Origin of the sequence: Streptomyces sp. NPDC057010, from assembly GCF_042673805.1 — a bacterium.
Lineage (GTDB): Bacteria > Actinomycetota > Actinomycetes > Streptomycetales > Streptomycetaceae > Streptomyces.
This window is the reverse complement of the sequence record NZ_JBHUSC010000009.1, coordinates 69,603-81,800: the sequence shown is the minus strand read 5'-3', so window position 1 is coordinate 81,800 and position 12,198 is coordinate 69,603. Positions and strand designations below refer to the sequence as shown.

The following is a 12,198-nucleotide window of genomic DNA, read 5'->3' as shown; positions in this document are numbered from 1 at the left end:
CTACCCCATTCGCCCCTTTTTGGCGCTGTGTCACCCGGCGAGCTCCTCGGCCCGGTGGGCGAGCCACAGGTCGTGGCGGGCGCTCGGGGACTGGAGCAGGGAGCGTTCCAGCAGCGCTTCGACGCGGGTCAGCCGCTTGCGGGCGCCGGGGACGGAGATGCCGAGCGCCGCGGCGGCCGGGGCGAGTTGGGCGTCGTGGGCCAGCCAGGTGCGGACGGTCTCGCGGGCGCCCGGCGGGGCACCGGGTCCGCTCAGCGGGCGCAGGTGGGCGCGGGCCCAGGCGGTCAGGCGGGGATCGCTCAGGACGGCGTCGAGGTGCGGGAGGCCCCGGCCCGGGGCATCGGCGTTCCGAGCCGCGCCGCCGCCCGGGGTCAGGCGCAGGGCGAGGGACAGGGCCGCCTGGTCGCCGAGGCGCGTCAGGTCCAGGTCCAGTACGGACTCGACCAGCCGGAGCCGGGCGGCCAGGGTGTTGCGGTGGACCTTCAGCAGCCTTGTCGCGTACGAGGTGAAGTTCAGCCAGGCGTGCGCGGTCGCCCGCAGCCCCTGCCCGCCGGGATCCTGCGGGCGCCGCGGCTCGTACGCGTGCAGCGGCGCCAGGAGCGCCCGCGCCCAGCCGGCGCCCGCCCCGTGTGCGGCGAGCTCCAGCTCGGGGCCGGGCCCGAACCGGGCGTGGCGTTCGGCGCGGCCCCGGGCCACGGCCAGCGCGTGGAAGGCCTGCGTATAGGCGGCCGGCGCCTCCCGCAGGCGCATCTGCCCGCTGACCCCGACCGTGCAGTCGGGGGCCACCCCGGCCAGCGCCCCGGCCAGCGGGTCGTGGTCGCCCGGCGCGTCCGCCGCGCCCGCCGGTACGAGCACGATGAGGTGGCGTACGTAGACCGGGCAGCGCACGATCCAGGCCCGGCCGCCCGTCAGCTCCTCGCACAGCCGGGACACTTCGGCGCGCTGCCCGGCCCGGCACTCGACGACGTACATCCGCATCGGCTCGGGCAGCGACGGGCCGAGCGCCTCGGCGATCTGGTGCGCGGTGGACGTCCGCCCGTTCATCAGCAGGTGCAGCACCGCCTCGCGGGCCCGCGCCTCCGCGAGAGCGGCCCGCTCCTCGCGCCGTACGGCCTCCTCCGCCCGCAGTACGAGGGCGAGCGGCACGGCGGCGTCCGCGAGCAGGGCGGCCGCCCCCGGGTGGTGCGGGGTCGGCAGCACGGCGGCCAGTGTGCGCCGGCCGTCGAGCGCGAACAGCAGGGTGGCCGGGCCGCCGCCCTGCAGCACGGCCGACCGTACGCCGCGGGCCCGCATCTCGGCGGCGCCCCGTACGGCCTGTTCCGGCCCCCGCTCCTCCTCCGCGTCCACCACGCCGGTCCATCCGCCCAGCCGGGCGGCGAGCCACTCCAGCAGCGCGGCCGACCCGCCGGTGTGGGCGAGCCGGTGGACCTTGAGGACGTCGTCGGACCGGGACACCGCCGCATTCAACCACCGGCCGCACACTGTGCGCTGTGAAACCGGTCTCGGCCCGTCACTGGGCGGAGCGAACCCTGCGGGCGGGCGCGCACCCGCATAGATTTGCCCACGAGCGGCCGATCCCGGCGCGGCCCAGTCGCTGGGCACGGGGGAAGCACCGGGATCCGCCGCCGTTCGCCCCCTACATTCTCGCCGCCGCGCTGCGGATGGCCTCGCGGATGCGGAAGTAGGTTCCGCAGCGGCAGATGTTGGCGATGGCGTCGATGTCCTCGTCCGTGGGCTCGCTCGTCCGCTTCAGCAGGGCGACGGCCGCCATGATCTGACCGGGCTGGCAGAAACCGCACTGGGCGACGTCCTGTTCGAGCCAGGCCTCCTGGACCGGGTGCAGGTCGTCCCCGTCCGCCAGCCCCTCGATGGTGGTCACCGACCTGCCCGCGCAGGCGGAGACGGGCACCACGCACGGCCGGATGTCGGAGCCGTCGAGGTGGCTGGTGCAGGCCTTGCAGACGTCGACGCCGCAGCCGTACTTGGGGCCGCGGACCCCGAGCATGTCGCGGAGCACCCACAGCAGGGGCAGGTCGTCGGGCGCGTCCACGGTGACGCTCTGCCCGTTGACGGTGAAGGTGTGCGAGGGCACGGCGTACTCCTGGATCCGGGGTTATCGGGGGTAGGGGGTGAAGTCGACGTCGAAGTCGAGCGGGAAGCTGCGGGGTTTGGAACCGGTGGCCCGGGCCCAGGCGTTGGCGATCGCGCCGACCGCCGCCGGGACGCCGAGCTCGCCCGCGCCGCCGGGCTCCTCGCCGGTGGCCGGCAGGACGAAGACCCGGAGGTCGCGCGGCGTGTCCCGCTGCTTCGCCCAGTGGAACTGGCTGTAACTGCCCTCCAGCGGTAGCCCCTTGTCGATGTGGATGCCCGCGCGCAGGGTGGTGGAGATGGCGTCGGTGAGGCCGCCGATCATCTGTGCCTCCAGCCCGCGCGGGTTGACCGGCAGGCCCACGTCCACGGCGATGACGGCCTTGGTGACGCGGACGTGCTCCGGATCGCGGGTGTCGATCTCGACCAGGCACGCGGTGCGGGACTTGTACTCCTCGTGGAAGGCGATGCCCTGCGCGCACCCGGGCGGCATCGGCCGCCCCCACTCCCCTTCCTGCGCCGCCTTGTCGAGGACGGCGCGCTGGGCGTCGGTCTTCAGGAAGGTGCGCCGGAAGCGGTACGGGTCCTTGCCGGTCGCGGCGGCGAGTTCGTCGACCACGATCTCCTCGGCGCCGCGCGTGTTGGCGGAGTACACCGAGCGCCAGGAGCCGGTGGGGATGCCGGTGGGCACCTCCGTGAGGGCCTGGGTGGTCAGGCCGAAGTGGTACGGGGACTTCACCGTGGTCAGGAACAGGGTCTGGGCGAGCGTCGCGTTGCCGATGCCGAGCGGCAGGTGCGCCGCGGTGGCGGTGATGATCTCGCCGAGGCCGTGCCGGAAGTCCGTCTCGGCGGCGGCGACCCGGTGCTCGAAGCTGAGCACCTCGCCGAGGAGATGGGTGGCCCGGATCCTGTGGTGGGTGGCGGGGCGCATGCGGCCGTGCCGGGTGTCGTCGACGCGGGTCCACATCAGGCGGACCGGGCGGCGGCAGGCCTTGGAGATCCGGGCGGCCTCCAGGGCGGCGTCGAAGAAGAGGCGCCGGCCGAAGGAGCCGCCGGCCTGGACCACGTGCACCTTCACCTTGTCCAGCGGCAGGCCGAGGTCGGCGGCGATGGTCTCGCGGGCGACGATCGGGGACTTGAGGCCGGACCAGATCTCGGCGCGGTCGTCCCGTACGTCGGCTATGGCGGAGTTGGTTTCCATCGGGGCGTGGCTGACGAAGGCGAAGTCGAACTCGGCGTCGACGTACGGGGTCAGCAGCGGCGGCACGAGCAGCGGCGGGGTGGCGGCGCGCAGCTTCGTGCGGATCTGCGCGTCGGAGAGCTGGTCCGCGGGACCGGGGCCCCAGGTGACCTGGAGGGCGGCCTTGGCGTCGAGGGCCTGGCCGAAGGTCTCGGCGACGACGGCGACCCCGGTCGGGACGGTCACCACGTGCAGGACGCCCGGCATGGCCCTGACGGCGGCGAGGTTGGCGACGGTGCGGACGCTGCCGCCGAGGGTGGGCGGTCGGCGCACCACGCAGGGCTTGGCGCCGGGCACGTCGAGGTCGAGGGTGTAGCGCTGGGCGCCGGTGACCATGGCGCGGGCGTCCACGCGGCCGGTCGGCTTGCCCACGAGGGTGTGCTTGGCCGTCTTCTTGGGGGCGGCGCCTAGGACGACGAGGCCCGGGTCGGCGGCGGCCGCGGCGAGGCCGCCGTAGTCGGCGGTGCGGCCGTCGGGGGCGCGGACGGCGCCGTTCGCGGTGGCCAGCACGGCCGGGGCGAGGCCCCAGCGGGCCGCGGCGGCCGCGACGAGGCGGGCCCGGGCGGTGGCGGCGCACTGGCGTACGGGCCCGTAGAGGGAGCGGATGGAGTTGGAGGATCCGGTGAGCTGGTTGAAGAGCAGTTCGGGCCGCGCGTCGTCCAGCTCCACCCGTACGCGGGCCAGTGGCGCGTCGAGTTCCTCCGCGACCAGCATGGCCACGGCGGTGGTGAGGCCCTGGCCGACCTCCTCGCGCGGCAGCCGGAAGCGGATGGTGCCGTCCGCCTCGACGGCGAGGGCGAGCAGGGCCGAGGTGGGCGCGCCGGCCAGGATGAACAGGTCCCCGAGGTCGATCACGTCGGCGATGGCGGGCAGTGTCGGCACCACGGCGTGGGCGGGCTGCGGCGCCAGCACGTCGGTGCCGGCTCGGGTGACGAGGGCGAGGGTCGGCGCCGCGACGAGGTAGGTGAGGAAGGAGCGGCGGCTGTGCCCCTCCGGGTGGTGCTGCCCGGTCATGTCTTCGTGTCCCCACCCTGCGCGGGCCCGCTCTCGTGCGGGCCTCCCCCGGCTCGTTACCGGCACGTAGGGTAGCGATCGGGGGGTGACGTGGGAAGACCGGGGAGCGGGCCCAACGTCCGAGCGGAGTCCTTCGTTCGAGGGTATCGAGGTGTACCGCCTTGATTCGGTCTTCGCGCGGGTACGGAGGCTGCGGCCCCTCGTACACCTCGGCCGTACGATCGATCCGGCTCCGCCGAAAGGCCGGTTTCCGGCCGCGGGCGGACGATGGAGGAAACGGAAGGAGGTGCCCCGAGATGGCCACCTTCATGGATGTCCACACGGGCATGAAAGGCATCACCGCCGAACAGCTGATGGAAGCGCACCGCGCCGACCTGGCGATCGAGTCCGAAGAGGGCGTGCACTTCGAGAAGGCGTGGGCAGACCCCGAGGCGGGCACGGTCTACTGCCTGTCGACGGGACCGTCCGCCGACGCGGTCCGGCGCATCCACGAGCGGACCGGGCACCCGGCGGACGAGATCCACCCGGTGCCCCTCAGCGTGTAGTTACAGCCGCTGACCGGATTCATTCGCACACAAAAGGGAGGTCCTGGAGGCCTACGGCATATGCCAGAAGCAAGACCGTTACGGATGTTGCCAAACGCCTTACACGCCGTCGCCGCCTGTGCAACAGTCGTAACCGGTCCTTCCTTCAGACTTGGCCGTGCCGCGCCTGTATCGGAGTTCTCATGCCGTCCCACCTGTTCGCGGACCGTCCCGCGCAGCCTCCAGAGCCAGGGTCGGTGGACGCGCTGATCTCTCAGACCCGTCGGCTGCGGGGAGAAGTGGACGCGGTCCGCCGCGACACCGTCGTGGACGACGACGACGCCCAGGGCCGCTGGCAGCGCGCGCTGTGCGACCTCGCCGTGCACCACCTCGACGACCTCCGCGAACACCTGGGCCAGCTCAAGGAGGGGCTGCCGCCGGCGCCCGAGGCCATCGAGCTGCCGCAGGCGGCCCCCGAGGCCGGACCCGAGGCACAGACGCGCGTCGGCAGTGCCGAATGGAACCTGCTGACCGACGAGGTCAGCTGGTCCGACGAACTGTTCCAGATCTTCGGCCGGTCCCCCGAGGCGGGCGCGCTCCCCCTCGACGAACTGGGCTCGACCCTGTTCTCCGAGGACCAGCCGCTGCTCACCGCCTGGGTCACCGCCTGCCTCGTCGACGGCAAGGCGATCGACGGCGAGTTCCGCATCGTCCGGGCCGACGGCCGGGTCCGGACGCTGCACATGAGGGGCGAGCCGGTCCTCGACTCCGACGGCTGCACCGCCTCGATGTGGGCCGTGCTGCGGGACGTGAGTGAACTGCGCAGGAGCCAGCGGGCGGTGCGCGAGTCCCGTGACTCGCTCCAGCGCCAGCGGGAGATCGCGCAGACCGAGCACCGGCTGGCGGTCGAGCTGCAGGAAGCCGTGCTCCCCCCGTGGCGCGGCTCCCTGCGGTTCCCGCACAGCAATACCGGCACGCTGGACGTGGCCGCGCACTACCTGCCGTCCGCCACCAGCGCGCTGATCGGCGGCGACTGGTACGACGCGCTCGAACTCCCCGACGGCCGCTCGATGCTGACCGTCGGCGACCTGACCGGCCACGGCGTGACCGCCACCTCCGGCATGGCGATGATGCTCGGCGCCCTGCGCGGCATGGCCATGGCCGGTATCGAGCCGGGCCCGCTGATGGGCTGGCTCAACCAGCTGCTGGAGACCTCCGTACAGCCCGCGCTCGGCTCGGCCGTGTGCTGCCGCTACGATCCCGCGCGCCGGGTCCTGTCCTGGGCGCAGGCCGGACACCCGGCCCCCCTGCTGTTCCGCCACGGGTCCGGCCGCTCCCTGCTGCCGCCGGAGGGCGTCCTGCTGGGCGCCACCTCCGGGGCCTCGTACGGGCAGGCCGAGGAACGGCTCGAAGCGGGCGACGTACTCGTCCTGCACACGGACGGACTGACGCCGCGCAGCATCGAGTTCAGCCGGGCGGACGGCACCGAGCGACTGCTGGCGCTGGCGCCGCGGTTCTCGGCGGCGCGGACGGCGCAGGACTGCGTACGGATGGTCATCGAGGAGTTCGGCGAGAGCGAGCGCGAGGACGACGCGTGCGTGCTGGTCGCACGGGTCGGCGGTTGAGGCCGAGCTCGGGGTCGGGGTCGGGGTCGCACCGCTCGGGATGAGGACCGCAGGCCGCCCGGACGTTCGGGAGCCGACCGGTAGGGGGCCAAGGGCCGCGCCATGGGGCGCGGCCTTTCCCGTGTGTGTGCCGTGCCGTCTCCGGCCGGGTCAGATGGCGGCGCCCCGGGCCCGTGGCGCGGGGCTGTCGGGCAGGGCCAGCTTGATCTCCTCGCGCAGGTCCTCGATGCGCGCGTAGCCGGCGTACTGGCCGGTGAGCCGGTACATCTCGCGCAGCCGGTCCCATGTCCGGTGTGAGGAGGTCTCGTTCATCGACACGAGGGCCAGGCGGGCGTAGCGGTCGGCCTGTTCCGGATCGTCGGCGATGAAGCAGGCCGAGGCCATGGAGATGTAGTCGAAGATCTGCGAGCGCTGGTAGCCGTCGCCGCGCAGCCGCAGGGCCTCCCTGGCATGGCGCGCGGCGACCGGAGCCGCCGTGGCGTCGTGGTCGGCGAGGGTGCGGTAGGCGAGCGCCTGCATGCCGTGCAGGTCCGCCTCGTCGAAGTGCTGCATCCAACTCGGCGGCGGGACATCGCCCTTGTCGGAGACGAAGAGTTCCTCCGCCTCGCCCAGGGTGCGCCGCATGGCCTGGCCCTTGCCCATGGCGGCCTGCGCCCAGGCCTCGATGGTGTGCAGCATGGCGCGGGTGCGCGGCAGGGTCTGCTCGCCGGAGCCGGACTGCGCCAGCTTCATCAGGTCCAGGGCCTCGTTGGGCTTGCCCAGGTGGACCATCTGGCGGGCCGCGCGGGACAGCGCCTCACCGGCGCGCGGCCGGTCGCCGCCCTCGCGGGCCGCGTGCGCGGCGATGACGAAGTACTTCTGCGCGGTGGGTTCGAGGCCCACGTCGTGGGACATCCAGCCCGCGAGCACCGCGAGGTTGGCCGCCACCCCCCACAGCCTGCGCTGGAGGTGGTCGGGGTGGTGGTAGGCGAGCATCCCGCCCACCTCGTTCAGCTGGCCGACGACGGCCTTGCGCTGCAGCCCACCGCCTCTGGAGGCGTCCCAGGCGCGGAACACCTCGACGGAACGCTCGAGGGCCTCGATCTCCTGCGAGCCGATCGGGGCCGCCTCGTAGCGGTCGTAGCCCGCCGGGTCGGCCTGGAAGGCGTCGCCGAAGCGCTGTGCCTCCTTGGCGGGGGCGGGGTCGGTGTGGAGCCAGTCGTACATGGCGTTGCTGAGGGCGGAGCCGGCGGTGAGCACGGCGCCCGCGCCCATCAGACCGCGTCGGTTGAGCATGAGGTCCATTCCCGTGAATTCGGTGAGGACCGCGGCTGTGCGTTCGGGCGCCCAGGGCATTCCGTCGGGGTTCTGCCGATCCCCGTCCGGCTGTCGTTTGGAGGCGCGCCGCTGCCGTACGAACCCGAGGTCCTCGATGGTCACGACACGACCGAGCCGCTCGGTGAACAGTGCTGCCAGTACCGTGGGCACCGGTTCGCGCGGGGTCTCCCCCATGTCGATCCAGCGCCGCACCCGCGAGGTGTCGGTGGCCAGCTGGGGGTGGCCCATGGCCGCCGCCTGCCGGTTGACCATCCTCGCCAGCTCGCCTTTCGACCAGCCGGCCAGGCCGAACAGGTCGTTGAGGCGGGTGTTCGGACCTTTGCTCACGTCAAGCCCCCAGGTTCTCGGCTGATTTGACAGTAGCCCGCCGTCAGTGGCCCCGCGCATATTCGCCAGGCTTCGCCAGGGCACGCTCGATAGTCCGCCACCCACAACCGGGTGTCAGGTAGGAATGCGCCTCCCCGACCCGGTCACCGGCGGAACTCCCCAGGGTGAAGTACGGGATCGGCGGGGCGGCGTACGCAACTCGTCGGCGCACGAAGGGATCCGTAACTCCATGTACGCATCAACGTCCTCCGTGTCCGCCCCGGTCCGGCCGCACCGCACGCTCCAGGCGGGCGGGGGCCCCTACCTCGAACCCGGCCGCCCCGCGGCTCCGGCGCAGGGCGCCGTACGGGCGCGGCGGATGCCGGGTGTTGGTTCACAGCCGCTCAGCGGAAGAATCGACCTCTCGGGGCCGCAGGGAGCGCAACTGCGCACCGCGCTCGCCTCGGTGCAGCGCATCTGTCCCGAGTTCGCGCCCGTCCAGGTGCTGCGGCGCAGCGGCCGCTCGGTCCTCCTCGTGGGGACGACGGGTCGGATGACCGCCGTCGCGAAGGTTTTACTGGACCACTCGCCGGAATGGCGCGAGCGCTACCGGCACGAAATAGGAGCGTACCGGACCTTCGTCCGGCACCGCCCGCCCGTCCGGGTGCCCCGGCTGATCGCCGCCGACCCGGAGAACTGCGTACTGGTCGTCGAGCGGATGGCGGGCCGGGTCGCCGCACTCCAGCGGCACCCGGTCGAGGCCCCGCCGCGGGTCGACCTGCGGGCGGCCCTGGGCGCGGTGTGCCGGGTCAACCAATGGCGTCCGCCGGCCGAGCTGTTCGGGACCCCGCTGAACTACGCCCGGCGGATCGCCCGTGACTACGAGCTGGGTCTGCTGACCGACCGGGACCTCGGAGACCTCCAGAAGCTGCTGCACGGGGTGAAGCTGTCGGGCACCCCGCTCCAGTTCAACCACGGTGACGCGCTCCTGTCGAACCTGCTGCTGTCCCCGGCCGGGCCGGTCCTGCTCGACTGGGAACACGCCGGCTGGTACCTGCCCGGCTACGACCTGGCCACGCTGTGGACGGTGCTGGGCGACGCCCCGGCCGCGCGGAGCCAGATCAGCCGGCTCGCCCAGTCGGCCGGTCCTGCCGTACGGGACTCCTTCCTGATCAACCTGATGCTGGTGCTCACCCGGGAGATCCGGATGTCGGAGACGGCCGTCCAGCGCTCCATGCTGGCGACCGCCCCGGCCCAGCCCCTGCCGGCGGGGGCCCTGTCCTCGGGCGAGGAGCAGCGGCTGCTGCTGCGCCGCCTGCACGACGACGCCGGTATGGCCCGCAGAGCGGTCCGCGCGGCGGTCGGCACCCGCTGACCCCGACGCCCCCCGAAGCGCGAAGTCCCGTGGCTCCCACCGCCACGGGACTTCGCTCGTGCGGGGGCGGGGGGCGAGCGCGGGGAGTGGGCCTCAGGGCTGATGGGTCTCCCCCGTACGGGGGGTGGGGTCCCCCCGCGCGGGGGATCCGCGGCGCCGGGGTGGCTGCGATCTTCGAAGGAGACCGGGCAATCCGTGCCCGCGGCTCCGGAGGAAGCCATGTTCGTGCACGTCGAGACCCGTTCGCCCGTGAGGGGGATGCGCGCCGCCTGGAAGGCCGCGCACGAGCCGGTCGCGGGAGTTCCGCGCTGGGCGCGGATCGCCGCGTACGCGATTCCCTTCACCGTCCTGCCGTCCGGGCTCTGGCGGCTGGGCCTCCTCTTCGTCGACCACGCCGGGGCGGACACCGGGCAGTTGCCGGAGTGGTTGCCGATCGAGGTGTATGTCGTCATCCTCTCGGTCGTGTCCGAGCTGCTGGCCTTCACCGCCGTGGGGCTGGTCGCGGCGTGGGGAGAGGTGGTTCCCCGATGGATCCCGGTCCTGGGTGGCCGGCGGGTCCCGAGGGCGGCCGCCGCCGTCCCCGCCGCGCTCGGCGCCCTCGCGCTGACCGCGCTGTGGACCGTCCTCGCGGCGGTGACGCAGGTGGCCGGGACCACCCTGCTGGGCGATCCGATACCCGCTGACTTCCCCAGCGAGGTGGGCGGCTGGACGGCCCTGTGGTTCTACGTCTGCTACGCCCCGCTGGTGCTGTGGGGTCCGCTGCTGGGCGTGGTGACGGTGGCGTACTGGAGGCGGCGGCGCCGGATGCCTTGACATCACATGATCCCCCGAACACTTTTCTGACTCAGCATCAGACGTGCTGGAGCCATCCCCCGCCCTCCCCACACCGCTGGAGCCTGCCCATGTCCGCAAGCGCTTCACGCACTGCCCCCTCCCCCCAGGGCCTCCCGTCCAGGCGTACCGTCCTCGCCGGAACGGGGGCCGGGGTGCTCGCCGCCACCGTGCTGCCGGCCGCGGCGGCGCGCGCCGCCGGCGCCCAGGAGGGGCCCCTGCTCGGCGAGTACGACGTGGTCGTCGTCGGATCGGGGGCCTCCGGGATGACCGCCGCGCTCACCGCCGCCCAACGCGGCCTGAGCGTGCTGGTGGTGGAGAAGGCGCCCACCTTCGGCGGGTCCGCGGCGCGTTCGGGGGCCGGGATCTGGCTGCCCAACAACTCGGTGATCCTCGGTGCGGGCGTGCCCGACACCCCGCAGAAGGCGGCGGCGTACCTGGCGGCCGTCGTGGGCTCCGAGGTGCCGGCCGACCGTCAGGCGGCGTTCCTGGCCAACGGGCCCCGGATGCTGGACTTCGTCATGGCCAACAGCCCGCTCAGGTTCCGGTTCATGGAGGGGTACAGCGACTACTACCCCAACCTGCCGGGCGGGCTGCCGAACGGCCGCTCCATCGAGCCGGACCAGATCGACGGGAACGTCCTCGGCGCCGAACTGGCCCGGCTCAACCCGGCGTACATGCCCGTCCCGGCCGGGATGGTGGTCTTCAGCTCGGACTACAAGTGGCTGAACCTGGCGGCGGTGTCCGCCAAGGGCCTGGCCGTGTCCACCGAGTGCCTGGCGCGCGGCACGAAAGCGGCGCTGCTCGGTCAGAAGCCGCTGACGATGGGCCAGGCCCTTGCGGCCGGGCTGCGGGCCGGTCTGATGCGGGCCGGGGTCCCGGTCTGGCTGAACAGCCCGCTGGTCGACCTGGTGCAGGAGGCCGGGGCGGTCACCGGCGTCGTGGTGGAGAAGGAGGGCGTACGGGGCACCGTACGGGCCCGGCGCGGGGTGATCGTCGGGTCGGGCGGCTTCGAGCACAACGCGTCGATGCGGGCCCAGTACCAGCAGCAGCCGATCGGCACGCAGTGGTCGGTGGGCGCGAAGGAGAACACGGGCGACGGCATCCGGGCGGGGCAGCGGGCGGGTGCGGCGCTGGCGCTGATGGAGGACGCGTGGTGGGGTCCGTCGATCCCGCTGCCCGGGGAGCCGTACTTCTGCCTCGCCGAACGGACCCTGCCGGGCGGGCTGATCGTGAACGCGAACGGCGCGCGGTTCGTCAACGAGGCGGCTCCGTACAGCGATGTCGTGCACGTGATGTACGAGAAGGACCGGGGTGCGGTCGGCTCGCACATCCCGGCCTGGCTGATCGTGGATCAGAACTACCGCAACAAGTACCTGTTCAAGGACGTCCTGCCGACGATCGTCTTCCCCGACTCCTGGTACGAGGCGGGGGCGGCGAAGAAGGCGTGGACGTGGGACGCGCTGGCCGGCCAGATCGGGGTCCCGGCCGCCGCGCTGCGCGCGACCCTCAACCGGTTCAACGCGCAGTCGTGGAATGGGACCGACGCGGACTTCCACCGGGGCGACACCGCGTACGACCACTACTACACGGACCCGAACGTACAGCCGAACTCGTGCCTGGCGCCGATCTGGGCTCCACCGTTCTACGCCTTCAAGATCGTGCCGGGCGACCTCGGGACGAAGGGCGGCATCGTGACGGACGCACGGGCCCGGGCGCTGCGCCCGGACGGCTCGGTGATCCGGGGTCTGTACGCGGCGGGCAACGCGAGCGCGGCCGTGATGGGCCACAGCTACGCGGGGGCCGGATCGACGATCGGCCCCGCGATGACGTTCGGCTATGTGGCGGCGAACGACATCGCGGACACCGCGTAGGGTC

9 protein-coding genes are annotated in these 12,198 nt (G+C 73.2%); 5 read left to right on the top strand and 4 right to left on the bottom strand.

From position 1 onward, the window contains the following. Positions 1-30: 30 nt before the first annotated feature. The 3 genes from ACFTXQ_RS12265 to ACFTXQ_RS12255 all read right to left on the bottom strand — a co-directional run bounded on the left by ACFTXQ_RS12265 (position 31) and on the right by ACFTXQ_RS12255 (position 4,342). Complete coding sequence (locus ACFTXQ_RS12265; protein WP_382639074.1) at positions 31-1,455, bottom strand: helix-turn-helix domain-containing protein; 1,425 nt, start codon at positions 1,453-1,455, stop codon at positions 31-33. Between the two features lie 181 nt (positions 1,456-1,636). Next, positions 1,637-2,092, bottom strand: a complete 456-nt coding sequence (locus ACFTXQ_RS12260; protein ID WP_382639071.1) for a (2Fe-2S)-binding protein — start codon at positions 2,090-2,092, stop codon at positions 1,637-1,639. A gap of 21 nt (positions 2,093-2,113) precedes the next feature. Beyond that, on the bottom strand, positions 2,114-4,342 hold the full coding sequence (locus ACFTXQ_RS12255; RefSeq protein WP_382639068.1) for a molybdopterin cofactor-binding domain-containing protein: 2,229 nt from the start codon (positions 4,340-4,342) through the stop codon (positions 2,114-2,116). 296 nt (positions 4,343-4,638) lie between these two features. Here ACFTXQ_RS12255 and ACFTXQ_RS12250 point away from each other — a divergent pair, with 296 nt between their 5' ends. Further along, entirely contained in the window at positions 4,639-4,887 is a 249-nt protein-coding gene (locus ACFTXQ_RS12250; RefSeq protein ID WP_382639065.1) for an SCO4226 family nickel-binding protein, read from the top strand. A 182-nt stretch (positions 4,888-5,069) separates the two neighbouring features. Beyond that, entirely contained in the window at positions 5,070-6,491 is a 1,422-nt protein-coding gene (locus tag ACFTXQ_RS12245; protein WP_382639062.1) for a PP2C family protein-serine/threonine phosphatase, read from the top strand. Between the two features lie 150 nt (positions 6,492-6,641). Here the strand turns inward: ACFTXQ_RS12245 and ACFTXQ_RS12240 are convergent, their stop codons facing one another. Further along, entirely contained in the window at positions 6,642-8,135 is a 1,494-nt protein-coding gene (locus tag ACFTXQ_RS12240) for a hypothetical protein (RefSeq protein ID WP_382639059.1), read from the bottom strand. Between the two features lie 229 nt (positions 8,136-8,364). On the opposite strand from ACFTXQ_RS12240, the gene ACFTXQ_RS12235 reads away from it, so the two are divergent. From ACFTXQ_RS12235 to kstD, 3 genes are all read left to right on the top strand, one after another. Next, the gene (locus tag ACFTXQ_RS12235; protein WP_382639056.1) at positions 8,365-9,489 is read left to right on the top strand and encodes an aminoglycoside phosphotransferase family protein; all 1,125 of its coding nucleotides are present in this window, start codon (positions 8,365-8,367) and stop codon (positions 9,487-9,489) included. Between the two features lie 219 nt (positions 9,490-9,708). Continuing rightward, positions 9,709-10,302, top strand: a complete 594-nt coding sequence (locus ACFTXQ_RS12230) for a hypothetical protein (RefSeq protein ID WP_382639285.1) — start codon at positions 9,709-9,711, stop codon at positions 10,300-10,302. A gap of 89 nt (positions 10,303-10,391) precedes the next feature. Beyond that, positions 10,392-12,194, top strand: a complete 1,803-nt coding sequence (kstD, locus tag ACFTXQ_RS12225) for a 3-oxosteroid 1-dehydrogenase (RefSeq protein ID WP_382639053.1) — start codon at positions 10,392-10,394, stop codon at positions 12,192-12,194. The last annotated feature ends 4 nt before the right edge of the window (positions 12,195-12,198 follow it).

Excerpts from the sequence above, each read along its gene's own strand:
- ACFTXQ_RS12255 (WP_382639068.1), bottom strand. The coding sequence starts at position 4,342 with ATGACCGGGCAGCACCACCCGGAGGGGCACAGCCGCCGCTCCTTCCTC.
- ACFTXQ_RS12250 (WP_382639065.1), top strand. The coding sequence starts at position 4,639 with ATGGCCACCTTCATGGATGTCCACACGGGCATGAAAGGCATCACCGCC.
- ACFTXQ_RS12245 (WP_382639062.1), top strand. The coding sequence starts at position 5,070 with ATGCCGTCCCACCTGTTCGCGGACCGTCCCGCGCAGCCTCCAGAGCCA.
- ACFTXQ_RS12235 (WP_382639056.1), top strand. The coding sequence starts at position 8,365 with ATGTACGCATCAACGTCCTCCGTGTCCGCCCCGGTCCGGCCGCACCGC.
- ACFTXQ_RS12230 (WP_382639285.1), top strand. The coding sequence starts at position 9,709 with ATGTTCGTGCACGTCGAGACCCGTTCGCCCGTGAGGGGGATGCGCGCC.
- kstD (WP_382639053.1), top strand. The coding sequence starts at position 10,392 with ATGTCCGCAAGCGCTTCACGCACTGCCCCCTCCCCCCAGGGCCTCCCG.